The organism is Vibrio sp. 10N.222.55.A1, assembly GCF_041473835.1.
GTDB classification, from domain to species: Bacteria; Pseudomonadota; Gammaproteobacteria; order Enterobacterales; family Vibrionaceae; genus Vibrio; species Vibrio crassostreae_C.
In genome coordinates this window covers 1-25021 of record NZ_JBFRSX010000024.1, presented here as the reverse complement: position 1 = coordinate 25021, position 25021 = coordinate 1, and the positions used below count along the sequence as shown (strand labels likewise).

Below are 25021 nucleotides of genomic sequence, written 5' to 3'. Positions count from 1 at the left end.
GGTTCATGGGGCGGATACAAATGAACGACACAGATCTTGTAGAGTATTTGGTCTAGCTTATTTTGGGGCAAAGGCGTGATAGGCAATCTGTCAGATTGAGTCCTGACTAATCATATCTTATGACTGAGGCATATAGGATTCTTTAGGTATCTACTGATTTTCCTCAATGCTTCGCATCGCTCTTTGAAAAATAGCCATTACATTTGGGTCTATTTGACCAATGTTGACAATTTTTTGAACAAAAGCTTGCAGATAACCTATTTCATCTTTTGCTACTTTCAACTCTGCTTCTAGCTGGATGATTTTTTCAGCTAATTCGATATCCTTTTGCAAATACGTAAGAAGAGCAGAATTGTTAACGGAGACGGGTTGCCCTCTTAGTAGCCGTTTTCGATCCTTGTATTCATTCTTTATGTTGAGGTATTTATCAAGTGTTTGTCGAGTGGTTGTGATTGCTAGGCTCGACTCAATCCTCGTGACTAGTAAATCCCAAGTGAGCTTTCCCTCCCAGCCTCTAATTAGCGCTTGAATGGAGATCTGCTGTTCAGTATCTAATGATTTAGTAGCCATGTACTTCTCCTTATACTGATCCCAAAAAGTCTAATAGGTTGTCTTTAGAGATGTCCTTACTAAGTGCTTTTGTCGCAGTAAGAGCATTCTGAAGCGCTTTTTTAGCATCAGGTAATGAAAGCGTGCGCTCTGCGACTGTTTTGGTTTCCAAGTCTGTAATTCGCACAGTGTTTGATCGAGTAAGTAATCGGACGATCGACCCCTCTTTGATGGAGTTATCGGATAGCACTTCAATCAGGATTTTAAGCATGCATGTATTCTGATAGTGCATTTCATACCATTGTTGCATTCCTTTGCTGGTTGCAAAATTGATTGCTTCCACGACTCGCTTGAGATTGTGCTTCTGAACTGCTAAATCTTTTTGTAGCAGTTCAATAGCGTATTCATCATGAGCAATATGGCATGAAGAAGAGCAGAGTGTGCATTGCGTTTCAAATTCTGTCATATAGGTGCAAGGAGATATTGTTAAATCTTGGGCGCAGAATCCTACTTCGCTAACAAATGTAGGGCTTAGATTACTGGTAGCATCATCATATTGAGCTTTGCTTTGAAGGCGCTTGCTAAGCTTGCTTTGTACTTCTTCTTCGTTTTCTTTTTCATATAGAATATCACCGACTATAGAAGCATTTTGAGCATTAGTGGTATGAATATAAGTGAGAGTTTGCTCTGGTGTCTTGCGACCTGATAGCATGGTTATAAGTATATGTGGCAAGCCTTTATTGGCAAGATAGTTGTTCTGCCAATGTCTAAACTGATGAGGTTTGATGGCAAATTCAGCTGAAAAACCATGTCGCTCAAAGATAACTGTATAATCTTTATTACCTTTTTTGATATTTCTCTCAAAATAAGTACATAAGGATTCGATGGGTACTAATAGGAAGTGAGAGGCTTGTTGAGAACTTAACTGCTTTTCAGTATAGGTAAACAAAGCTTGTTCATAATCTACATGCTTGGACTTTGCCCTATTAAGCCCCGATAGCGCTCGTTGATTGATTTTAATGTAATGGTTTTGAAATTCCTCGACTGTCATTACGGCTTGGCTGTTGAAATACTTATCAATTTGCTTTTTTGATCCTACACGAGCGCCAACAAGCGATGAGGCAAAAGGGCAACGAGATTTGATCTCTAGCTTATCGAGTGGCAATAGCTTGGAGATGTGCTTGATAAATGTTGGGAAGCCTTTATTTTTTGTAGCATCAATCGCTCCTTTTGTATCTGCCGTCACACGGACGTAGCCATCTTTGTCATCGTAAAAGCCCAATAAAAAGCCAAGGTGAATAAGGTTAGTAGGTTTATTCATCAGGGGTTTGAGTGCATCTAGGGTCTTGGGGCTTGGCTTAAAGTCATCCAACAACTTTTTTAAACTCAGATATGGATTTTGGAAAAACCTAGCTAACACCCTCGCTGGTTCTGTCGCAAGGGCGGTGTAGTGTAATGCTCGATCTAGACTCTCTGCCATTTCAGCGTTGATATGATTCTGGTAATCTTTATAGCCTTTTGAACCACGCCAGTTAAGGTAATGAACGGTGGCTTCTTTGCAATCAACAATTTGCGTATGAGTATGTATCCGCTGCTTAGTTAGTAACACTTGCTCTGCTGCTATTCTATTAGGAGATGACATCGCAAGAGCCGACATTGTACAAACATAGCTGTCTAATTGACTCAATGTAGGGTGAGTAAGAGCAACCCAAGAATCGGGAGGGACATTATTATTGTTATCTGGATACTTAGGGATTATGTCATAGAAAATAGCCCCTAGTGCTAATAAGGCTTTTTCATCAGGCAGTTTACTGTTCTCGGCCTCGATAGCATCGTCACCGCTTTTATGTCTTGTAGCGTTGTCACTCCTCATTAAGTTCGGAGATACGCTGGCAGGGAGCATCTTGTGAAGTTTTAGCCATTCAAAGAATGTGGTGAGACCATCAATATACCTCATACTATCAATGGTCTTTTGAATTTTATCCATACTGGCGGAAGCGACATTCTCATTGAGAGCAATGAGAAATTTCTTTGCCGCTGTGACTTTCTTTGCCTTTCTTTTAATAGAAACATTTTCTCCCACGACATCGAGAGCAAAGGCAAACAGTAGATGGTGTGTATCTGAACCCAGCCTGTCTTTGTCAGAGAAAGTTGACTTAAATCTAGCATTAGGTTGGCTATCATTATTAAACAAGAAATTGATAGAAATATTGTTTTCATCAGTAAAGGTTAAAGCAATATCCTCCCAACTCGCTTTTGTTCCTGATGGTGTAGTAAAGCCTAGTAGTGGCTGCTTTTTCTTTTCAGCAATATAGGCATATTGATTGTTGATGTAACGGTTGATGGTACTCATTTTTTATCACCAACCTAAACTGTCTTTCTCTCTTCACAGATAGTTATTGTAGCCTTGATATACAGAATGATTTTCTTCAGCCGTTTTACTGTTGCTGGATGTGCTGACTTACTATTGACGAATAGCTTTCTTTCCGCTTTATCAAGATACTGTTGGTGGTTTGCCGTTTCCAAAGGTCTGAAGTTATCGCATGGATAACACGCCATAGGCACTCCTCCTTTTGACTGGCAACTTGAGCAGTTTTCGGGGTTGAGTTTATATCCAATCTCTTCATCAAACATACTTTTCACAGTGAAGTCATCGTGTTTTTGTATGTCTTGTACCGATAAACTATCGAATCGTTTGATGATATGGTTCCCAGCATACGCTTCATCAACTCTCACTCGCTCTGAGGTTTTTAAATCAAGGTAGGGTTCAATAGCCTGAATTGTGACACCTGTAATAGCAGCGAGGTGAGCTGGGCTTAATCCATGCCTTGCTCCCTGAGTAAGTATGGTGTGTCGCCAACGATTGTTGGTTAACAGTAAAGAATCATTTGGATGTCTATCGCTGGTTGGCATGAGCTTATTTGCGAACAAGTAACGTGTATTTTTCGTTAACGAGTCCGGTTGCATATGGAAGGGCTTTGAAATATCACTAATGGAACTGAACAACTCTGCTTTAGATGCAAAGCTAGAACTAAACAAGCTTTGGTCAGGCAGCACAGGTAACCGTCTCATAATTTCTTTTGCTTCATCATGATTTAATGAGATGTGTTGAGTTGAGAGTGAAGATAGAAGGTAGTCTTCATAGGTTCGGTAATACCGTAATAGAAACTCAGAGAAGTTTGCTTCTAGGCGGTGCGAACGGGACTCCACATTACTTCGAAATTGTCCGTCTTTACCTTTGAATGTACGGACGTGTAATTGTTCCACGTCAGAGAATAAGTGCTGGGTGATGGGTTTCCAATTAAGATCAGTGTGTTTATGGGATTCAAATACCTGTCCTACAGGTAATATGTCACACCACTTTATTTGTACAAGTTGAGTGGGACGCCTTATAAGGGCGACCAGTAACTGGCTAGCTACGATGTTTCGTAGTGCTGTAAGTTTCTTTTGCGGAACCATTTCACTTTCAAATGCTCGTAGTGTTTCCACTCTTAAGGATTCAAGAATATTATCATGTTCAACTTCACTGTAAGCGCCAGCTTTAGAGTCAAGAATACCTTTTTTTGCTATCTGCGGTTTCAGTACCTCTCCTTTAATTGAATCATATAGAGGTTGTAGTGTGGCACAGGTATAGCCATTTCTTGGGTTGCAAAAAGCGGATAGACAATCTTTCACGTTTTTCTTATAAGAATCTAGTGTGAGCCACCATGCCTGAAAATTGTGAATCGAGAGATATACTGCAATGGTTTTTAGGATGCTAACATGGCCGCTTAGTGTGCGGTAAGCGTAATGCTTTGCCGCATGTGCAATGGCTAACCTTAAATCCAAATCGGTTTCGAGATTAATGTTTAGATTAGCGAACCAACTAAGTGATAAATAGCTTTTGTACCCAAGAACCCAACTATCTGAGAGAAAATCAAAAGAGTAACCATCTTCTCTTGCGTCGTATATGCGTTGTCCTTCGTACTCTTTTTTTAACGTTTCGATATGATTATGACTCATTGTCATCTCCAAAGTTTGGGACTGCTTTAGATTGGGTTTTCGATGAGATATCAGCTACCGTGGTCGCTAATTGATATTCGTTGTAGATAGAAGCCATCCTAGAGTCCTCAACCCAGCCCATTGCGTACTTGCGCAAATCTTCAATTTTTTCTGGTTCTAGCCCGTGTTCTCTGGCTCTTTCTTCAAAGACTTCGTTCCACTTATGGCGAAGTTTGTGAGGGTGGAGTTTGATAGCGAGTGACTCACCAAACTTATCCACTATTTTGTGGATGGATTTGTAGGTTAATGGGAGACCTGATGTCCTCCCTTTCTCTGAGATAAAGATAAAATCATGTTCATATGAGATTGGATAGTTGGTTCTTGTAGTCTTGATGTAGAGTTTGATGAGTTTCATTAACTCTGAAGAAATAGAAACCGAGACTGCTTTGGTTTTATTAGATGGCCGCTCCAGTCTTGGGTCTGTGGGGTCATTGGGTGTTCTTGTTAATAGGAAACGAGGATTACCCCAATCATCAACTAAATCATTGATTTTAAGCTTTAATACAGCCCCGACACGAACCCCAGTGTTAATTAGGATTTGCATGATAATTTGATTTCTTAACTTACTGGATCTAAAGGGGTTATCAGGTGAGCTTTCTTTGACTATTTCAAGCAAACGAAAGAACTTATCTGAAGGTACGGCTGCTTCAAAGGCATCTTTAACGATGGTGTTATTTCTTCGAGTACTGCTAATAAACGTATTGATGTATAACTTAAATCGATTGAATTTGTTGTCTATGTTTGCCTGAGTTTTGGTTGGCTCTTGATCATAGTGGTGGCAAATGTATAGGTATTCGATATAAGCTCGGAGTCGAGTTAAACGCTGACGCAACGTGTGTGCAGAGACTTGTGGTTGACTGTTTAAAGTTGCATGGATAGCGTCTTGAACTCGTTTGTCTGTGATTGAGACGATGTCGAATCTATCAATAGTTTCCCTGTCTGTGTAGAGTTTGCACGCTTTAACAAAATCATCAACTTCTAGCCGTGAAAGAAATTCACCAGAGCTTACACGCTCAACAAGATCAACATCTTGACCGATAAAGTAACAGTATAAAAATTTCAGCTCGTACGCATAACTTTTCAGGGTATAAAAAGAGGGTGCTTGGGAATTGTTTCTCCTTGTTCCCGTAGAGAGTGGAGAACTGTGATTTCCGTTAAGGTAAGCATTGAGGTACAAGCACGCAGGAAATACGCCTGACCTAACAATGAGAGGAAAGTTGTATCCATCAGTGTCTTTATAAATTTGTACAGCTACGTTCTTACCCAATTTATTCATTACAAAATCACAAATCAGTAATACATAATTCCAACATAGTAAGACGTAATAATTTTGTAAAGCAAAAAAAAAGGCTCTTTAGAGAGCCTTCAAGGAATTAGGTGTATTTACTTTACCTTTTTCTTTACATTGTCTTTTGGTGGAGAGTATTCACAGAGGTCTTCAATGATACAGCTGCCACAGCGTGGTTTACGTGCGACACAGGTGTAACGTCCATGAAGAATGAGCCAATGGTGGACATCCAGTTTGAATTCTTTTGGGATAACTTTAAGTAGTTTTGCTTCGACATCGTCGACGGTTTTACCCATCGCTAGCTTAGTGCGGTTTGATACACGATAGATGTGAGTATCAACGGCAATGGTTGGCCAACCGAATGCGGTATTTAACACTACGTTTGCTGTTTTACGACCGACACCTGGAAGGGCTTCTAATGCAGCGCGATCTTCCGGTACTTCACCATTATGTAGGTCAAGCAGCATACGACACGTTTTGATGGTGTTTTCTGCTTTTGAGTTAAATAGGCCGATGGTCTTGATATACTCTTTTAAGCCATCAACACCTAGGTCGAAAATTGCTTGCGGAGTGTTGGCTAAAGGGTACAGCTTATCCGTCGCCTTGTTCACGCTGACATCGGTTGCTTGTGCAGACAATAGAACGGCAATCAGCAGCTCGAATGGGCTGTTCCAGTTAAGCTCAGTCTCTGGCTTTGGATTGTTTTCTCTTAAACGCTCAAGTATTTCTACTCGTTTTACATTGTTCATAGCGACATTACTTTCAAATAGTTAGGGCATGAAGCTTGGATTGCTTCTGCTTTATCATCGGTTACGCGCTCTTATGAGCGTCATTATTATATGTACTGTTTAGATCTGATTTCCCCCTCTGAGTGGTTGAGCTAACTCAGCGAGGTTTAAGCTAATTTAACTTATTAGGCATTGGTAACGCGAGCGCGTTCAATGACTGGTTTTTCTTGTTTTGGTTGTCTAGATTTTGCTTGGTTATCGATGATATTTTTCAAAGCAATTAAGAAACCAACACCAATGAAGGCACCCGGTGGAAGCAGGGCTAACAAGAAGCTGTTATCAAATTGGAATATCTGGATTCGTAACACCGAAGCCCAGTCACCAAGCAGCAGGTCTGCGCCATCAAATAGGGTCCCGTTACCAATAATCTCACGCATCGCACCTAACACGACCAATACTGATGTCATGCCTAGACCCATCCAGAAACCATCTTGAGCCGCTGGTAGCACTTCATTTTTTGAAGCGAAGGCTTCCGCACGACCAATGATGATGCAGTTGGTTACGATCAGCGGGATGAAGATACCCAAAGAGAGGTAAAGCCCATAGGCGTAAGCGTTCATCAGCAATTGAACACAGGTTACTAGCGAGGCAATGATCATTACGAATACTGGGATACGTACTTCTTTTGGCACATGATTACGAACCAAAGAAACAGAAACGTTTGAGCCGACCAGTACAAGCAAGGTAGCAATGCCTAGCCCAAGTGCGTTAGTGACTGTTGACGATACAGCTAGCAGCGGACATAACCCAAGAAGTTGCACTAGGGCAGGGTTATTGGCCCACATGCCATTTTTGATCAATGTTTTATGGTCACTCATTATTCACCACCACAATTTAGAGGTTGAGCAAGCAATGCTTGGTTGTTTTGGTTAACGTACTGGACCGCTTGTTTGACTGACTTCACGACTGCTCTTGGCGTGATAGTAGCGCCAGTAAACTGGTCAAAATCACCACCGTCTTTACGAACCTTCCAACGGTCTAGATTAGAATCCGTCACTTGCTTACCTGCAAACGAAAGAATCCAATCACTCACACGCAGATCAATCTTATCACCCAAGCCCGGAGTCTCTTGGTGAGAAAGCACGCGAGTACCTAAAATAGTACCGTCAGTTTTCATTCCAACAATGACTTTAATCGCGCCATTGTAGCCGTCTGGTGCAATCGCTTCGATCGCAATCGCGCTTGGCTCACCATTAAGCTTAGCAATGTAAGCCGGCATCGCTTGCTCAGTACCAAGCTCTTCTGCTTGAACCAAAGTACAAGACGAAAACAGCTCGTTGTCGTGCTGATCGTGTGGGATCACTTGGTTAAGAACAGACAGTAACTGAGCCTGTTCTTGTTGTTTGATCTGATCTTTGGTCAGGTAGTGAGTTACCGCGACCAAACCCGTCGAAGCACACGCAAAAATCGCGAGTACAAGGCCGTTTTTCTTAATTGCATTTAGCATGGTATCCGCTCCCTTAGTGACCGTATGTGCGAGGTTTGGTGTAGTAGTCAATCAGTGGAACACACATGTTGGCTAACAATACAGCAAACGCCACGCCATCAGGGAAACCACCCCAACTGCGGATGATAAAGACTAAACCGCCGATCAGAGCGCCAAACACTAAGCGACCTTTGACTGTCGTGGATGCTGAAACTGGGTCGGTTGCAATAAAGAATGCACCAAGCATAGTCGCGCCAGACAGAAGGTGAATGGTTGGAGAAGCGGTTTCACCAGGAGTGAGCACTAAGAACACTAAGCTAAACAGAGTAAGACTGCCGATGAAAGCCACAGGGATATACCATTGAATAACACGTTGCTTAATCAGCACTAAACCGCCGATTAGGTAAGCAAGGTTTACCCACTCCCAGCCTACGCCAGCTAACCAACTAAATTGAGGTTGAGATAGTGCTTCTGAGGCAGTATTGCCTGCCGTTAATGCCGTTTTGAATGCATCAAGCGGCGTCGCCATTGTGGTGCCATCAATGCCAAGGCGTGCTTGTTGCAGAGACAAACCTTCGTTATTGAAGCCAGTAAAGATCATCAAGAATGAGTCAATAAAGCTTGTTGCTTCTGCTGTCAGGCTCGCGGGAGCATTCCAACTGGTCATTTGAACTGGGAATGAAATCAGCAAAACAACGTAAGCGACCATCGCAGGGTTAAATGGGTTCTGCCCTAGGCCGCCGTATAAGTGTTTCGCGATAATAATAGCGAAGAACATACCAATGACGAGGATCCACCACGGAGAGTGTGGGGGAATCGCGACACTCAGTAGCCAAGCGGTTACAACAGCACTGTAATCACGCAGTGCCATTACTGGCGGGCGTTTTCTCAATAGCATGACGGCTGCTTCAAAGGTAACAGCAAGTGCAATAGCAAATACTAACTGGATGAGGGTACCCCATCCAAAGAAGTAGGTTTGAGCTAGTAGACCTGGCAATGCACAAATAGCCACCCATTTCATTAGATCTGGGGTGCTTCTACGGCTATGCGCGTGCGGTGAGCTGGCGATAAAGAAGGCCACTACTCTTTCTCCTCATTGTTCTTTTTATCTAGCTCTTGCTGGGCTTTTTTCGCTTTAGCACGAGCGATAGCTGCAGCAACAGCAGCTTTCTTCGGATCGACCTGTTCAGATTGAGTATCAGTTTCTACTTCAACTACTGGTTCAGATGTTTCTGCTTGCTTAGCTTGCTGTGCTTTTTTTGCTTTAGCACGGGCTATAGCGGCAGCAACGGCGTCTTTCTTAGCATCGCCAGAACTTCCAGCTTCAGTTTCAACTGCAGGTTCAGGAGCTTCGGTTGTTTCTTGTGTCGCTTGCTGTGCTTTCTTAGCCTTAGCGCGAGCGATGGCCGCAGCAACAGCAGCTTTCTTAGGGTCGACTTGCTCCGATTGAGTCTCGGTTTCAACTTCAACCACTGGTTCAGATGTTTCTTCTTGCTTCGCTTGCTGGGCTTTTTTGGCTTTAGCACGAGCGATAGCGGCAGTAACAGCATCTTTCTTGGCATCGCCGGATTTTTCAGCAGGAGCTTCAGCAGCAGATTCAGCTTGTTGAGCTTTCTTGGCTTTAGCACGAGCAATGGCCGCAGCGACAGCATCTTTCTTAGCATCGCCAGAGCTTTCAACAGGAGCATCCGAAGCAGATTCCGCTTGCTGTGCTTTCTTCGCTTTAGCGCGAGCAATCGCAGCAGCAACGGCGTCTTTCTTCGTATCGCCTGAGCTTTCTGCAGGAGTATCGGCTGCTGCTTGTTGTGCCTTGCGCTCTCTCGCTTGACGCTTGCGCTCTTCACGCAGTTTAGACATTTCAGAGTTGTCTGGTTCAGCGCCTTCCGCTTTTTGAGCTGCAGCTTGTTTCGCTTTTGCCTTCGCAATAGCGGCAGCAACCGCAGGTTTCACTGCTGGTTCTTCATTCGGAGCCTGATCCGCAGCGGATTTTTGTGCTTTAACACGAGCAATCGCAGCAGCAATAGCATCATCACCGCCGGATGTTTTCATATCTTTACGGCGGTTATCTGCGGCTTTTTTAAAGCGGTTTTCACGTTCGGCTTTATCACGCTCCATACGAGCGTTCTTCTCTTCAAAACGAATCTTGGCGCGTTCTGCAGCAGCGGCTTCATCTTTTCGAGTTTTGATTTCTGCTTTCGCTTGGCGATAGTACTGAACAAGAGGGATTTCACTTGGGCAGACAAACGCACAAGCACCGCATTCAATACAGTCTTTAATATTCAGCTCTTCACACTTATCCAACTCGTTAGCTTTGGCATGCCATTGCAGTTGTTGAGGAAGTAGAGACGCAGGGCAAGCTTCAGCACATGCGCTGCAACGGATACATTCCATCTCGTAAGTGCTTGGTGAGATCTCACGACGCGTTGGCGCTAAAATACAGTTCGACGTTTTAGTGATTGGCACATTGGCATGCGGCAAGGTAAAGCCCATCATCGGGCCGCCCAAAATTAAACGCGGCAGTTTTTTATCTGCTTTGTAGCCAAACTCTTCAAGTAACTCATGTACTGGTGTGCCTAATAGCGCCCAAACGTTACGAGGTTGCTTAAAGGTTTTACCGGTTAATGTCACAACGCGGTTAACCACAGGTTCGCCGTCAATTACCGCTCGCTTAATCGAGTAAAGAGAGCCGACGTTCTGAACCAAAACACCAATGTCTGCAGGAATGCCGCCAGCTGGAACCTCTTTGTTGGTGAGGATCTTGATAAGTTGCTTCTCACCACCAGAAGGGTATTTGGTTGGGATAACGCGAATGACGATATCTTTGTCTTTCGCTGCAATCTCAAGTGCTTTTATCGCATCTGGTTTGTTGTCTTCAATGCCGATAACCGTCAGCTTTGGTTGAAGAATGTGTTCAACCACTTCGATGCCGTTTAATACTTCGTCGGCATGTTCTTGAAGCAACTTGTCATCAGAGGTGATGTAAGGTTCACATTCCGCAGCGTTGACGATCAAAATGTCGGTACGACCTAAGCCTGATTGAAGCTTCTTAGCCGTAGGGAAACCTGCGCCGCCCATGCCTGAAATACCAGCTTGGCGAATCACATCAAGCAGTTCGTCAGAAGTCTTTGTCGAAAAATCTTCAACTGGATTTTTTTCAATCCAAGTGTCTAGGCCATCAGGTTTAATAACCACGCATATTTCGCTCAAGCCTGAAGGGTGAGCGGTAGTTCGCGGTTCGATAGCGGTAATCACACCCGATGTTGGTGCGTGTACTGGCAAAGTAAAACCTGTGTCTAAGGCCGTAAGTTGCTGACCTTTTAACACAGTGTCGCCAGCAGCAACCAATAGGTTCCCCGGCTTACCGATGTGCTGTTTCACAGGAAGAACGATTTCTTCTGGAAGCCTTGCATGGACGATATCAGTAGTATTCGACTGTTTCTTGTTTTCAGCAGGGTGCACGCCACCAGGGAAGTTCCAAATAGAGCCCGTGCGAATTTGTTCAATTAAAGAGATCATACTAACCCTATGCTTTAGGCTCTGACGCAGTCGCATCAGTCGCTTGGTTAGTGATATCAGTAAAAGGGATGATGTTCATCTGCCATTTCCAATTTTCAGTCGTTGTTGCCACTGGAATCATTTCAATACAGTCAGTAGGGCACGGTGCGACACATAGATCACAACCTGTACATTCATCTTTAATTACTGTGTGCAGTGCCTTGGTGCCACCAACAATGGCGTCAACAGGGCAGGCTTGAATACACTTGGTACAGCCGATACACATATCTTCGTGAATGAAGGCAACGGTTTTTACTTTGTTATCTAAGTCATGAGCGGAGTCTTCAACTTCTACGCCCATTAAATCTGCTAGCTTCTCAATGGTTGCTTGGCCGCCCGGAGGACATTTGTTGATCTTGTCTCCGTTAGCGATCGCCTCTGCGTATGGGCGACAGCCAGGGTAGCCACACTGGCCACATTGAGTTTGCGGTAAAATGGTGTCGATTTGATCGACGATAGGATCAGCTTCAACTTTAAAACGGATAGAAGCAAAGCCCAAAATAGCGCCAAAAACAGCGGCTAAAACGGCTAGCGCAATGATCGCAATTAAAATGGTACTCATGTTTATTTCACCAACCCAGTAAAGCCCATGAATGCCAGAGACATTAGGCCTGCTGTGATCATCGCAATCGATGCGCCTTTGAATGGCATTGGAACATCAGCAACCGCAATACGTTCACGCATTGCAGCAAATAAGATCAATACAAGAGAGAAACCCACCGCTGCGCCGAAACCATAGATGATCGACTGAATGAAGTTGTGGTTTTCATTGATGTTCAGAAGTGCCACACCTAATACCGCACAGTTGGTGGTGATAAGAGGCAGAAAGATACCCAGCAGGCGATAAAGAGTCGGGCTGGTTTTGTGAACGACCATTTCCGTAAATTGAACAACCACCGCGATAACCAAGATGAAACTCATGGTACGCAGGTATTCAATACCCAGAGGGGTAAGGATGTAGGTTTCTACTAGGTATGCAGAGACCGACGCTAACGTTAGAACGAAAGTTGTCGCGAGGCCCATGCCAATCGCAGTCTCCAGTTTCTTGGAGACTCCCATAAATGGACATAGTCCTAAAAACTTCACTAGCACAAAGTTATTGACCAGCACTGTGCCAACCAACAACAAAAGGTATTCGGTCATAATGGATTAATTCTTGAGATTCCGATCCCGATATTATCCTGCTTTGCTCACCTAATAACAACCAAGGATCACTAGGGATTTAGACACTTGGTGAAAAAATCAACGGGTAACCGTTTGATTAAGATGGATCAGGTTAAGTATAGGTGGGTATTTGCGGGGAATGAAAAATAAGATTAACTCAATGATAACTCATCGAATCAATCCTATTTTCTTTGTTGTAAAAAGTGTCGAGGAACGAAATGACTTAGTCTTTATGAACCTGAGCTTTCTCAATTAATGTTTCGAACAGAGGCTCTGCGCACCAAAATTGGCATAAATAGCTTATGTTCCGTGTGTTCTTTTGGCTCGTCACTTGCGAGTTGCAGAGAGAGCTTAACCGCTTGATTAGCCATGACTTGAATTGGGTAACGAATGGTGGTCAATCGAGGGTAGATGAAGCGAGCAATGTGGCCGTCATCAAACCCAATAACTGATATATCTTCTGGAATACGAACGCCATTTTCTTGTAATAACGCCAAACAGCCTGCTGCCATGTAGTCGTTATACGTGGCAATGGCTGTGATATCTGTGTTTTTTGCCATTAAGTTAACCATGGCTTGCTCACCGCCTAGCTCGTCAGGTTCACCATATTCGATGTACTCATCGTTCGATTCAATACCGTGATCTTTCAATGCATCCAAATAGCCACCTAAGCGGTCGTGAGCATCTTCAATATCGTGACTCGAGCAGATGTAGCCAATGTGCTTGTGGCCGTTTTTAATCAAATACTCAGTCGCGATGTAAGAGCCGCGGCGGTTGTCGAGAGCAATACAGCGGTGTTCGATATCGGGAACAATTCGGTTGATGAGAACTAAGCCGGGCACTTCATTGGCTAGCTTAACCAATTCTTCGTCGCTAATGCCTTTGCTATGAACCACGAGTGATTCGCAGCGGCTGTTGATCAGCAAGTTAATCGCATTACGCTCTTTGGTCGCGTCATGGTAGCCGCTGCCAATCAGTAGCTGCTTTTCTTGCTCACTTGCCACGGTATCAATGGCTTTGATCATCGAGCCGAAGAACGGGGCAGAAACATCATTAACCAGTACACCAATCGCGTTTGAAGATTTGCTGACCAATGCACGGGCGTTGGCATTTGGGCGATAGCCGAGTTTTTCCATAGCGGCTTTTACCGCCGCAATTGCGGTTTCACTGGTGTGAGGTGCATTGTTGATTACTCGAGAGGTGGTCGCGATTGATACGCCTGCTTCCTTCGCAACATCTTTAATGGTAGCCATTCCGCTCTCTTATTCTGAATATAATGCTGTGTGCTGGTGGTTGGACATTTAACAACGGATAGTTAGGCAATTCAAATATTAAACATCAAATATGACGAGGTTTGATGGTTTATTTTTGATTGGCTGACTAGTTTGAAAATAAAAAGCCAAGCTCTAGATTTGAGCTTGGCTTTTGAGTCACATTGGCGTGTGGACTGCTGTCGTGTGGACTGCTGTCGTGTGAGCTGTTGTCGCGTGAAGTAAGGTAATCACAGGTAACCCAAAGTAATAGGGGAACCAAGTGGCTTAGAGCAAGCCGCTTGGTCCGAATCTACTTACGATGCGCTTGTTAGCGTAACCTGATAACGATATTGATTGTCGGTGAGTTGAAACTCTTGGTGAACACTTGGACTCCAAGAATCATCACCACCAACACCCATATGTTGGTGATCTACGCGTACATAGATTTTCTCTTCACGAGTCAGGTCATTGGTATGCTTAGCATCCGTTAATTGTTGCTGGCTGTACTGACTCACACTGAATGAAAAATCGCCTTCGATCCCGATATTTCCTACATTCAAGTTTTTGGTTCCGCAACGTAACCCGCTATCGGTTGGGAATATATACGGCGTATGCATCTGATCCAGTGTCTGTTTGTGTAAACCGAATCGAGCAGCAGCCAAACGGTCTGGATAGTTTTCAAAAGGACCTAATCCCAGCCACGATACTGGAGTTTCATTGGCAGTTTCGAGTGGTAAAGGTAGCTCCATCTCAAGACCAATGCGTGGCATCGGTGGTAAGTGATCGGCTAAGTTGACATCAACCGCGATATTCATTTCGCCTAGGTTATTTAAGGTGTATTGCCATTTGGTAATCGCTTGGATTTGGCCATTAAATTGGTAGGCGAATACTGACGCCACTTGTACTGAGTCTGCGAGCGCTTGCACGACACAACTTGTACACTGACGCTCCCATTGACCAATGCCTGCAAGTTCCCAGCGACAAGCCCATGCATTTGGGTCGATGTTGTCTATCTCACTGATACCAATGTCGTTATCAAGTGGCGCGCGATAGAAGTTATCGACAGGTGCCTTGATAACTTGCGGTTGCCCATCAACGATCCAGTGGGTCAACAATCCACTCTCTGTATCCCATTGCCATTGATGTGTTTCATCTAGGCTAGACACGACCACTTTATTGTCTTGCTGATGTAACTGGGGAGCCAAAGCATTTGCCGTGATCGGGAGTTGCAAGCCAGCATGGTTACGTAAAGCAAATTGCTCCGTCGCACAAACATGGCCTTCTTCTGCCCACTTGGTTGAATGAGTCAGAGTAATATCGGTGTTGAGATGATATTCGGCTTGTGCTTTTGGTGTGAAAGCGAGGTCAATTACCAGCTCTTGTTTACTATCTTCAGCAACGGATAAGACTTGTTGCCCTGATTGAATCACGATGCCATTTTCGAGCAATTGCCAGCGTAAGATTTCATTGTCAGTCGCTCGGAACAGGTTTTCATTGGTTACCGTTAGGCGGCATTGATCTTCAGTTTGCTCTGCTAACGTCACATTGATCATTCTCTGGCAGTATTTCGCCTCTTCCAAGGTCGGGTGTACGCTGCGATCTGGGAAGATCAAACCGTTGATGCAGAACTGACGGTCGTTGATGACATCGCCAAAGTCTCCACCGTAGGCCCAGAAGTGTTCACCGTTTTCATCCCATTGGCTTAGTCCTTGGTCAACCCAATCCCAGATGAAACCGCCTTGTAGGCGAGGATATTCTCGGAATGCATCCCAGTAATCATTAAAGCTACCCAAACTGTTACCCATTGCGTGTGCGTATTCACAAAGAATAAGCGGGCGTTGCTCGTTAGGCAGAGAAACCCATTTCTTGATAGACCATTTTGGAACGGCATCGTCTTCGATAGTGCTGTTAACGCGTGCGTACATTGGCGCAATGATATCGGTCGCTGTGGTATTTGAACCACCGCCTTCATACTGTACCGGGCGAGAAGGATCGTACTGTTTCGACCAAGCATACATCGCATTGTGGCTGCTGCCGTGCCCTGACTCGTTGCCCAAAGACCAGATGATGATAGAAGGGTGGTTCTTATCACGCATGACCATTTGCGTATAGCGACTCATATAAGCGTGTGCCCATTGCGGATCCGCAGACAAGCGATTCATAGGCTGCATGCCATGGGTCTCGATGTTCGCTTCATCACACACATATAAACCGTATGCGTCACACAGCTCGTACCATCGTGGGTGGTTAGGGTAGTGAGCGGTGCGCACAGCATTGAAGTTGTACTGCTTCATTAGACAGATATCGCGGATCATGTCTTCTTCTGTCATCACATGCCCCAACTCTGGGTGATGCTCATGACGGTTGACGCCGCGAATCAATAGCGGTTTGCCGTTTAGCTTTAGCTGACCGTCTGTCATTTCGACTTTACGGAATCCAACTTGATAAGCTTCACTTTCTATGTGGTTACCTTGCCTATCAAGCAATGACACGACAATTCGGTAAAGGTTAGGAACTTCTGCGCTCCATTTCTTCGGATCTCGAACATGAAGAGTTTGGAATACCACATCATCGTAGGTGCCACGCTCGTCAATTCGTCGATTATGAGGGCGATCGATAAGCGGTTCAGTCACCGCGTTTTCACCGTCAAACAGTTGAACCTGAACTTGGTAAGTGTCTGGTGCCGTAATTTTGGTGACAATAGACAGTGAACCATCGCGATAGCATGCGTCTAAGTCCGGCGTAACGAACACATCTTCAATGCACTGCTTTGGTTTAGCTAGTAAGGTCACATCACGGAAAATACCGCTTAGCCACCACATATCTTGGTCTTCTAAATAGCTACCATCACACCAACGTATCACCATGACAGAAAGCGTATTGTCGCCAACAGTTAGATACTGAGTTAAGTCGAACTCGGCAGGTAAGCGGCTATCTTGGCTGTAACCAACCCAATTGCCATTACACCAAAGATGAAAAGCGGAATTGACGCCATCAAAGATAATACGTTGGGTGTTCTTTAGGTCATTTTTAGTCAACGTAATTTGAGTGCGGTAACAACCGGTTGGGTTTTCTGCCGGTACAAACGGTGGGTTCACTTCAAATGGGTATTTTACGTTGGCGTAGATAGGTTTATCGTAGCCTTGCATTTGCCAGTTCGATGGTACGGTAATCTCGTCCCATTGTGAGTCATTGAAACTTGTTTCGATAAATTCACCGTCAACTTGTTCAGGTGCATCAAAGTATTTGAACTTCCATTGTCCATTAAGAGATTTACGTTGTGACTCAATGCCGTCTCGAGCGTGCTTAAGGTTGCGGTAGCTTGATAATGGGCTGTGCGCATTAAGGCAGTGGATATTCACAGACTGTGGGTTTTCCCAATCGCGTCTTTGGATGATGTTTGAAAATGCCTTCATGGTATTCCTACTCTTAAAGTGTTCAATATTGGTAATAATTCTATTAAGTCATCGGTCTTTTAAGCCGTGATGACCGTTATCAAATCGTTGGTTATGCGTATTGTTCTGTTGGCTTATTCAGCTATTCAGCGAGCTGTTTTAATAAATAATCTTTTGCTTCGGGTATGCCCTGTTCGGCCGCTTGATTAGCAATAAATGCAGCTTGTTTGATGTCATTGTTGTTTAGGGCTTGGTCAATGTCTTTTTGGATATTCAGCCATTGCGCCTTTTGATTGGTTTCAATTGTCTGATTTGATGGTTGAGAAACTTGCTTTGAACCTAAGGTTTCGGGTTCATTGTCGGATGAAACACCAAGCTCAGCCAATAGAGTCAAAACCGCACTGTTTGTTGATTTGCTCGCCGTAACATCAATGACACCTACGTTGCTCAACGTCGCAGTCAACGGCAGTTGCTTATTGCCAATAATCTGCTGAGATTCTGAATACAGATCTTCAGGATGAATTCGATTGATGGCGCTATCTAACTTAGTGCTATCGGCGCTGACCACAATAAATTGCGCGTTGTCTCGTTGAGGTTCGAGTGCAATTGATGCTTCAATTCTTTCTAACCCTTGCATCGCTGTCGGGTAGTAAGTGAAGTCGTTAGTACTGTATTGACCAAGCAGTCGCCATTGTTTGTCAAAGACATAAATAGACGGTGCGAATAGCGCATCATTTTTAATGTATGAACGAATGAGTAAGGACAGCGATTCTGTCGTGTCACTGATTTGGTACGCGATGGTCGGAAAGCGTTGGCTATCCGCTTGTGTATTGTCATTTAACAATGAAGAGGAAAGGGTCGGTAAATGACCGTCCATAATCACTTGTTGGTGGAATGGAACAGACAATTGCGTCATTGGCAGCGCACTTAGCTGAGAGCAGCATGCACTCTCATTGAAATCAGTATTAAGTTCCTTTTCAGGTATTCCGCTGCATGCGCTAACTGTGAGTGCCGTGACAATGATCACCAATGATTTTAATTTCATCTGATTGCTACCTTAGTAAAGGGGAAAACATCGGCTTTCCCCGTTAAATTGCTATTCCAGTGTTGAGCGTCAATTGGTTGATTGAACAGACGCTCGGGTGTGGTGGTTTACCACCAAGTCTCTACGTTGAAACCAAAGGTAATCTCGTCAACAGTCTCGGCATTGATGCTTGTTGCCGTTCCATAAGTCTCGTTACCACGATCCCATTCGTTGTTGGATTCAGAGTACGTCGCAAAAATACGAATAGATGGACGAGCCCATACCCCTTTTCCAGCTTGGAACATTTGAGCCACGGTCACTTTATACATATCGTTGGTGCCCGAGCCGTTTTGAGCTTCTACCGTTTCGTAACCCACCTCTAATGATGTCGACATGTAATCTGTCCAAGCATATTGAGGACGAGCTCCGACACTGAACCACTTCTCACCATCGTTGTTATCTAGGTTTTTGTCTTGATAAGCGATGGAGTACATCACTTGAACATCTTCACTGATATTCAAGTCACCGTGGTTAAATAGGCGCCAGCTAGAACCATCGTGTTCCACACCCGTGCTGTATTTTCTGTTTGATCCACCTTCAGCACTCATTAATCCACCTGCCAACGCATCGGTACCATATTGGAAGGCCAAGGTGTTTGAACCGTAGTTCCAAGCTTGACGGTAAAGAGCAGAGAGCATTGCGCCAGAAGTAGTAATGTCTTTATCGTCGTAGCTTGAGTTCTGCGTGGTTACGTAGTTTAGGCCGAGTGTTAGGTCTGCTGTTTCACTTAGCTCAATGCCACTTAAGCGGGCATCGATGTTATGAAGGCTGCGTCCATCGTCACTTGAAGAGTTTGGTGCCATCCAAGCTAAGTGAGCATCAGCAAAGCCGAGATCCCAATCTTCAATACCAAGACCGGTGCTGGATGTATCCCAGTACTTCACATCTATCATGTGGACTTCGTGGCGACGGTAAAAACGTTCACCTGCCCAAATTTTTGCGTTGGGTTGGCCGTCGATAAGCCCATGGCCTGCTGACCAAAGCTGAATCGTACTCACGTCTCCCCAGCTATCTCCACTGCCTAGATAAATCGTGGTGTCAAAATAGGCGTCATTGTCACGCCATACATCGGCTTTCACTCCCGCTTCCCACCAATTTAGTTCATTACCTAAACGGTAGTTACCGTAACCTTGGCCCGCTCGAATAACGTCGTTGCGTTCTCCTTTGCCGTCGTTATGTTGGTCATTATCGGTGTAGATGTTGCCCCATTTTGCATAACCAAAATACGTTACGTTCTCCACTGCAGCGAAGCTGACTAATGGGGCGAGGGACAGAGTGAATCCTAATGCTTTGACTAGCATTTTTTGTTTCATGAAGTGTCTCCATTATTTTTTATTTATGGATATTTTTATGTTTGAGTCCTAACTCGAGCGAGAGTGTAAATAAACTTTGGAAACGTTTTCATGATGAAGTTGGCATTTTTATGCTATTGATGGGTTTGTGATTATTTTGTGTGATTTTGATCTGATTATTGGGCTTGTATAGGTGTTTTTACGCTAGGTTTTGTGATTTTAAAGTGGAATCGTTTTCTTTACTCAGTGCTATGTGGTGGTTTAGAGGGAGTGATTATGCTGTTGGTTGTCTTGGAATTTGAGGTGAAGCGGGTTTGAGGTACTTTGAGTGTCGGGTTGTTCGAGGGCTTTGAGGAAAAGCAGCCCAGTTAATGATAACTGGGCTTGTGAGACAAGGAAGTAAGTATCAAAGCAAATGCAGCAGCAAGGCTACAAGCATCGTGTTCTGTACCGTCAAGCTGGAATGTAAAAGTTAGGACCCAGAGAGACACTTCATAGATGTACTCGAAGATCTAAGAATACGAGTGTGATGTGATCAGTTCAAGAGGAAATGTATTTTAGCCTATGTGTTAATGGGAACTTTGATTTAATATACTGAATTTAAAAGATTAAATTGCCATTAATTATCGTTTTATATTGCTTTATTTAGAGTGGAAAGTTCAATTCTACCTAGAGGTAGGCAATATGAGATGGAATGGTGGTCAATCTAAATCTTTGAATTAGGAGCTATTAACCAAAGTTATCAGTCTTGAATATTTACTGGAAACGTTTTCATGATTTCGAGTTTGATCACAGAAACTCTGGGCTTAATAATTATGATACTGGGTAATTAAACGCGTTAAGGTTAAAAAAATGACGAATAAATCCCTAATTGATATTACCGGTCAACACTCGCAACTGATTGTAGAACTTGGCTATTTTGCCGAAATTCTTCATTGGGGAGCTCCCGTTCGTGGTGATTTAGCTAGCTTCCGTGTTTCTCTTGAAAGACCGGTTCCATACGGCCGCCTTGATAATGATGTTGCTATGTCTCTGAGCCCAGAGCTCGGGCGCGGTGTTTTCAGCAGTCCGGCATTAGAAGGGCACCGAGACGGATTGGACTGGGCGCCTGTTTTCTCTATTACGGATGTTCAACAAACACCATCTAGCCTAATCATTGAGAGTGAAGATATACGTGCAGGCTTACGTTTAACAACCGAGTTATGCCTCGATAAACATGATGTTGTGAAATCTCGTCACACCTTAACCAACGTTAAAGCCGGCCTTTATCAGGTGAACCGTCTCGCCAATACTTTGCCATTACCAGCAAGAGCTAATGAGTTGATGACGTACTACGGCCGCTGGGTACATGAGTTCCAAACGGTGCGTCAACCCTTACAGCAAGGGGGCTATCAGCAAGAAAATCGTCGCGGAAGAACGTCTCATGAACATTATCCAGCGATGGTTGTCGGTACCGCTAACTTTAATGAAATGGCAGGTGATGTGTGGGGGATTCACTTCGCTTGGAGTGGTAACCACAGACTGCGCGCGGATGTAAAAGCAGACGGTCGTCGCTACGTGCAAGCGGAAGTTATTTATCTACCGGGTGAGATTACATTGGATGAAGGTGAAAGCTTAACGACACCTTGGTTATATGCCAGTTTCAGTTCGGAAGGCTTAAATGGAATGAGCCATCAGTTCCACTCCCATGTGCGTTGTTCCATCTTGCCGGAGTCTTTCGCACAAAAGCCTCGACCTATCCATCTTAATACTTGGGAAGGCATCTATTTTGACCATGATCCTGATTATATTATGTCGATGGCTAGCCAAGCCGCGGATATGGGAGTAGAGCGTTTTATCATTGACGATGGCTGGTTCAAAGGGCGCTGCGGAGACAAGGCTGCGCTAGGGGATTGGTTCTTAGATGAAGAAAAATACCCAAATGGTTTAGATTCGATAGTTGAGCACGTTAATCAGTTGGGTATGGAGTTTGGATTGTGGTTCGAACCTGAGATGATCAATAAGGATTCTGACTTATACCGAGCCCATCCAGACTGGTTGCTTGCGGTTGACGGCTATGACCAACCAACGGGTCGTAATCAATATGTTATCGATCTTCAGAATCAACAAGCATTCGACTTTTTGTTTGAGCGTCTTGACCACTTCTTAAGTCAGTACAACATTGCTTACATTAAGTGGGATATGAACCGAGAAGTTGTACAACCTGCGCATCTAGGCAGGGCTGCGGCTCATCAACAAACCGCTCGTTATTATGAGTTGGTCGATAAAGTCCGAGAGAAGCACCCAATGGTTGATATTGAATCGTGTGCGGCTGGTGGTGGTCGTATCGATTTTGAGGTTCTTAAGCGTACGCAACGTTTTTGGGCGTCTGATAACAATGACGCGCTGGAAAGACAAACGATTCAGCGTGGGATGAGTTACTTCTTCCCCCCTGAGGTAATGGGAAGCCATATTGGTGCGAGCCACTGCCACAGCACTCGTCGTCGTCATAGTATTGAGTTTCGTGGTCTAACAGCACTGTTTGGTCATATGGGGATTGAATTAGATCCTGTGAAAGAAGTGCAAGAAGAGAAGCAGGGCTTTGAACACTACATCAAGCTACATAAGATGCTGCGCCCGTTACTGCATAGCGGGAGAACTTGGCGAGTTCCAACGGACGATAGTGCCCATCAAATCCATGCGGTCGTCTCCGAAGATGTGTCAGTAGCTGTGGTGATGATTGCACAGCTTGCGATGCCAACCAATTCATTGAGTGGTCATTTGCGTATACCTGGGCTAGATCCACAAAGTTTATACAAGGTATCTGTGATTGATAAACCGTCAAATTACGATGATATTGTGAATTATCAACCGCCATGGACAGAGTCTTGCTGTGAATTATCAGGTGCTTGGTGTGCCGAGGTGGGGCTGACGATGCCAATACTTGACGCAGAAACAGCGATGCTGATTAAGTTTGAACGTATCGAGTAAGTTTTAGCATAGGCTTTATATTTGATGAACCGCGTAGGTGAAATTACGCGGTTTTTTATTGCCTTTAATAAGCCGTCATGAACTATCAAATCAATTTGATGTGCCCGTATAGATTGGAGAACTGTAGGTATTCCCAGCGTGATACTGTACTTATGTAATCGTTCTCATGCGTTACTTCACACAATGAACTGTTTTGAGCACTTTAATTAGCGATATTCTCTATCAATTCGAGGGTTTTATTGTTCGATCTCTCACTTTGGATATTTGACTGAAAACGTTTCCATGGAGTGGTTGTTGATCACAGTATCTGTTCGTTGGAATGGTTACATTAGCGTCGGACTTGATACTTGAGTGTTTTAAGAAGCGACCACAGAGTGGCTCTAAAACAGAACTTGAGTGGATAAATTATTATAAATAAAAGGTAAGCGTTTCAGCGTCTGTTAGGAGATGAAGTTACGCGCCTGAAGGAAATACTATGTCTGATCAAATTACTCTACAAACCAAATTATCGTATGGACTTGGGGCTTTAGGTAAAGACTTTGCCTGTGCTCCAATCTACATCTTTTTAATGTTTTACTTCACTGATGTTGCTGGGCTGTCAGCGGCATTTGTGGGTACTATCTTTTTGGCCGCGCGCATTGTCGACGCGGTGACCGACCCAATGATGGGCGTTATCGTTGATAACACACGCTCTAAGTTTGGTAAATTCCGTCCTTGGATAGTGATTGGAACCCTGTTAAATGCTGTAGTGCTTGTTGGTCTTTTTAGTACGCATATGTTTGAAGGCACTACGTTATACATTTATGCAGCGGCTGCTTATATTCTGTGGGGCCTTACGTACACTATTATGGACATTCCATATTGGTCTTTGATTCCTGCACTATCGAGCTCTCGTCAAGAACGTGAAAAGCTGGTTGTTTGGCCACGATTATTTGCTAGCTTGGCGTGGTTTATTACGGGTACTTACGGGCTACATATTGTCGGTAAACTGGGTGACGGCGACCAAGGACAAGGTTTCTTCAACGTTGCTATGTTGATTGCTGTGCTGTTCGTGATGAGTGCATTCTTGATTGCTCGCAACGTAAAAGAAAAATCGGCACCAGCAAATGCGAAACCAGCTGAGCGTTTCAGCTTTAAAGATGTAATGGTTATCATTGGTAAGAATGACCAACTAAAAGCACTTATTGGTACCGTATTGTCGTTCCAAATAGCAAACTTGTTGGTGGGTGGTTTTGCGATTTACTACTTCTCTTACGCTTTAGGCAACGCTGACTTGTTCCCCGTTTATATGATGGTGGCAGGTATCGCTGAAGTTGCAGGCGTATTCTTGTTCCCTCGTATTGCATCAGTGTTACCACGCAAACACCTATGGGTTATCGCTTGTGGCTTCCCAGTGCTGTCTTGTACCACTCTACTTATCATGGGCTTTATCGCTCCAGGTAACGCGATTCTAATCGGTATCGCAGGTGCTGCTATCAAGTTTGGTGTGGGTATCGCTAACGCACTGCAAACTGTAATGCTTGCCGATGTTGTTGATTACGGTGAACACAAAACGGGTCGTCGCAGTGAGAGTGTTATCTTCTCTGTTCAAACGATGCTTGTTAAGTTTGCAGGCGCGGCTGGTGGTTTTATTGTTGGTATGGGCTTGTCTGTGGTGGGTTATGTACCAAACGTGGAACAGTCTGACAGCACTATCATGGGACTGCAGTTTATGATGGTAGGTTTACCAGCGATTCTAATGACGGTAAGTGCTCTTGTTTATAAGCGCTACTACCACCTGCATGAAGGATTTGATCAAGACCAAGCCGGTAAAGAGACTCAGACTCATGTTGTTACAGCAGAAGCATAACCGCTAAAACGACGTCTCATCTAGAATAACGCTCAGTTTAGTCACTAAGCCCAAACGCCTCCTTGTGAGGCGTTTTTTATGGATGTTAGCTAATCAAAGCTGTGCCTGTAGAGCTTTTGTTTCGACTAAAACGCAAAAAGCCGCATCGAGTGATGCGGCTTCTTTAAATTTGGCCCCCTTGTCGAGACTTGAACGCGGGCGGCTAGGTTTGTGACATTAACTTGGAACAAGTTAGTCGCAGTTATATACGAAAAAAGCCCAATCTTTCGATTGAGCTTTTTTCTGAATTTGGCTCCCCTTGCAAGACTTGAACTTGCGACATACGGATTAACAGTCCGCCGTTCTACCAACTGAACTAAAGGGGAAT

17 protein-coding genes and 1 tRNA gene are annotated in these 25021 nt (G+C 44.2%); 2 read left to right on the top strand and 16 right to left on the bottom strand.

Annotation, left to right across the window (positions count from 1 at the left end):
* Window positions 1-150: 150 nt before the first annotated feature.
* From AB4493_RS07770 to AB4493_RS07700, 15 genes are all read right to left on the bottom strand, one after another.
* On the bottom strand, window positions 151-570 hold the full coding sequence (locus AB4493_RS07770; protein WP_372154771.1) for a hypothetical protein: 420 nt from the start codon (window positions 568-570) through the stop codon (window positions 151-153).
* Window positions 571-580: 10 nt separating this feature from the next.
* Entirely contained in the window at window positions 581-2902 is a 2322-nt protein-coding gene (locus AB4493_RS07765; protein WP_372154769.1) for a hypothetical protein, read from the bottom strand.
* Window positions 2903-2916: 14 nt separating this feature from the next.
* The gene (locus AB4493_RS07760) at window positions 2917-4551 is read right to left on the bottom strand and encodes a hypothetical protein (RefSeq protein ID WP_372154767.1); all 1635 of its coding nucleotides are present in this window, start codon (window positions 4549-4551) and stop codon (window positions 2917-2919) included.
* Entirely contained in the window at window positions 4541-5866 is a 1326-nt protein-coding gene (locus tag AB4493_RS07755; protein ID WP_372154765.1) for a site-specific integrase, read from the bottom strand. The genes AB4493_RS07760 and AB4493_RS07755 overlap by 11 nt, the downstream gene beginning before the upstream one ends.
* A 107-nt stretch (window positions 5867-5973) precedes the next feature.
* Window positions 5974-6627, bottom strand: a complete 654-nt coding sequence (nth, locus tag AB4493_RS07750) for an endonuclease III (RefSeq protein ID WP_372154763.1) — start codon at window positions 6625-6627, stop codon at window positions 5974-5976.
* Window positions 6628-6791: 164 nt separating this feature from the next.
* Complete coding sequence (locus AB4493_RS07745; protein ID WP_012603531.1) at window positions 6792-7484, bottom strand: electron transport complex subunit E; 693 nt, start codon at window positions 7482-7484, stop codon at window positions 6792-6794.
* Window positions 7484-8113, bottom strand: coding sequence for an electron transport complex subunit RsxG (gene rsxG / locus AB4493_RS07740; protein ID WP_017061171.1), 630 nt, complete (start codon window positions 8111-8113; stop codon window positions 7484-7486). The genes AB4493_RS07745 and rsxG overlap by 1 nt, the downstream gene beginning before the upstream one ends.
* A gap of 13 nt (window positions 8114-8126) precedes the next feature.
* Window positions 8127-9173, bottom strand: a complete 1047-nt coding sequence (gene rsxD, locus AB4493_RS07735) for an electron transport complex subunit RsxD (RefSeq protein WP_017063459.1) — start codon at window positions 9171-9173, stop codon at window positions 8127-8129.
* Window positions 9173-11608 carry an electron transport complex subunit RsxC gene (gene rsxC, locus AB4493_RS07730; RefSeq protein WP_372154761.1) on the bottom strand — a complete coding sequence of 812 codons (2436 nt, stop codon included), beginning with the start codon at window positions 11606-11608 and terminating at the stop codon, window positions 9173-9175. Before rsxC ends, rsxD begins: the two co-directional genes overlap by 1 nt.
* A gap of 7 nt (window positions 11609-11615) precedes the next feature.
* Window positions 11616-12209, bottom strand: a complete 594-nt coding sequence (rsxB, locus tag AB4493_RS07725; protein ID WP_102398539.1) for an electron transport complex subunit RsxB — start codon at window positions 12207-12209, stop codon at window positions 11616-11618.
* 2 nt (window positions 12210-12211) lie between these two features.
* A complete protein-coding gene (rsxA, locus tag AB4493_RS07720; protein WP_004734039.1) occupies window positions 12212-12790 on the bottom strand; it encodes an electron transport complex subunit RsxA in 579 nt (192 codons plus the stop codon).
* A 269-nt stretch (window positions 12791-13059) separates the two neighbouring features.
* A complete protein-coding gene (locus AB4493_RS07715) occupies window positions 13060-14064 on the bottom strand; it encodes a substrate-binding domain-containing protein (protein WP_136973536.1) in 1005 nt (334 codons plus the stop codon).
* Window positions 14065-14378: 314 nt separating this feature from the next.
* The gene (locus tag AB4493_RS07710; RefSeq protein WP_372154759.1) at window positions 14379-17480 is read right to left on the bottom strand and encodes a beta-galactosidase; all 3102 of its coding nucleotides are present in this window, start codon (window positions 17478-17480) and stop codon (window positions 14379-14381) included.
* Between the two features lie 121 nt (window positions 17481-17601).
* Window positions 17602-18504 carry a MalM family protein gene (locus tag AB4493_RS07705; RefSeq protein WP_372154758.1) on the bottom strand — a complete coding sequence of 301 codons (903 nt, stop codon included), beginning with the start codon at window positions 18502-18504 and terminating at the stop codon, window positions 17602-17604.
* A gap of 107 nt (window positions 18505-18611) precedes the next feature.
* Complete coding sequence (locus tag AB4493_RS07700) at window positions 18612-19856, bottom strand: carbohydrate porin (protein ID WP_371721743.1); 1245 nt, start codon at window positions 19854-19856, stop codon at window positions 18612-18614.
* An 831-nt stretch (window positions 19857-20687) separates the two neighbouring features.
* On the opposite strand from AB4493_RS07700, the gene AB4493_RS07695 reads away from it, so the two are divergent.
* Together AB4493_RS07695 and melB are read left to right on the top strand one after the other, a co-directional pair.
* Window positions 20688-22805, top strand: coding sequence for an alpha-galactosidase (locus AB4493_RS07695; protein WP_372154757.1), 2118 nt, complete (start codon window positions 20688-20690; stop codon window positions 22803-22805).
* A 475-nt stretch (window positions 22806-23280) separates the two neighbouring features.
* Window positions 23281-24654, top strand: coding sequence for a melibiose:sodium transporter MelB (melB, locus tag AB4493_RS07690; protein WP_372154756.1), 1374 nt, complete (start codon window positions 23281-23283; stop codon window positions 24652-24654).
* Window positions 24655-24943: 289 nt separating this feature from the next.
* Here melB and AB4493_RS07685 read toward each other — a convergent pair.
* Window positions 24944-25019, bottom strand: a tRNA-Asn gene (locus tag AB4493_RS07685).
* Window positions 25020-25021 lie beyond the last annotated feature (2 nt).

What these genes read in the sequence shown, in the direction of transcription:
- AB4493_RS07770 (WP_372154771.1), bottom strand. Translation starts at nt 570, where the DNA reads ATGGCTACTAAATCATTAGATACTGAACAGCAGATCTCCATTCAAGCG.
- AB4493_RS07765 (WP_372154769.1), bottom strand. Translation starts at nt 2,902, where the DNA reads ATGAGTACCATCAACCGTTACATCAACAATCAATATGCCTATATTGCT.
- AB4493_RS07760 (WP_372154767.1), bottom strand. Translation starts at nt 4,551, where the DNA reads ATGAGTCATAATCATATCGAAACGTTAAAAAAAGAGTACGAAGGACAA.
- AB4493_RS07755 (WP_372154765.1), bottom strand. Translation starts at nt 5,866, where the DNA reads ATGAATAAATTGGGTAAGAACGTAGCTGTACAAATTTATAAAGACACT.
- nth (WP_372154763.1), bottom strand. Translation starts at nt 6,627, where the DNA reads ATGAACAATGTAAAACGAGTAGAAATACTTGAGCGTTTAAGAGAAAAC.
- AB4493_RS07745 (WP_012603531.1), bottom strand. Translation starts at nt 7,484, where the DNA reads ATGAGTGACCATAAAACATTGATCAAAAATGGCATGTGGGCCAATAAC.
- rsxG (WP_017061171.1), bottom strand. Translation starts at nt 8,113, where the DNA reads ATGCTAAATGCAATTAAGAAAAACGGCCTTGTACTCGCGATTTTTGCG.
- rsxC (WP_372154761.1), bottom strand. Translation starts at nt 11,608, where the DNA reads ATGATCTCTTTAATTGAACAAATTCGCACGGGCTCTATTTGGAACTTC.
- rsxB (WP_102398539.1), bottom strand. Translation starts at nt 12,209, where the DNA reads ATGAGTACCATTTTAATTGCGATCATTGCGCTAGCCGTTTTAGCCGCT.
- rsxA (WP_004734039.1), bottom strand. Translation starts at nt 12,790, where the DNA reads ATGACCGAATACCTTTTGTTGTTGGTTGGCACAGTGCTGGTCAATAAC.
- AB4493_RS07715 (WP_136973536.1), bottom strand. Translation starts at nt 14,064, where the DNA reads ATGGCTACCATTAAAGATGTTGCGAAGGAAGCAGGCGTATCAATCGCG.
- AB4493_RS07710 (WP_372154759.1), bottom strand. Translation starts at nt 17,480, where the DNA reads ATGAAGGCATTTTCAAACATCATCCAAAGACGCGATTGGGAAAACCCA.
- AB4493_RS07705 (WP_372154758.1), bottom strand. Translation starts at nt 18,504, where the DNA reads ATGAAATTAAAATCATTGGTGATCATTGTCACGGCACTCACAGTTAGC.
- AB4493_RS07700 (WP_371721743.1), bottom strand. Translation starts at nt 19,856, where the DNA reads ATGAAACAAAAAATGCTAGTCAAAGCATTAGGATTCACTCTGTCCCTC.
- AB4493_RS07695 (WP_372154757.1), top strand. Translation starts at nt 20,688, where the DNA reads ATGACGAATAAATCCCTAATTGATATTACCGGTCAACACTCGCAACTG.
- melB (WP_372154756.1), top strand. Translation starts at nt 23,281, where the DNA reads ATGTCTGATCAAATTACTCTACAAACCAAATTATCGTATGGACTTGGG.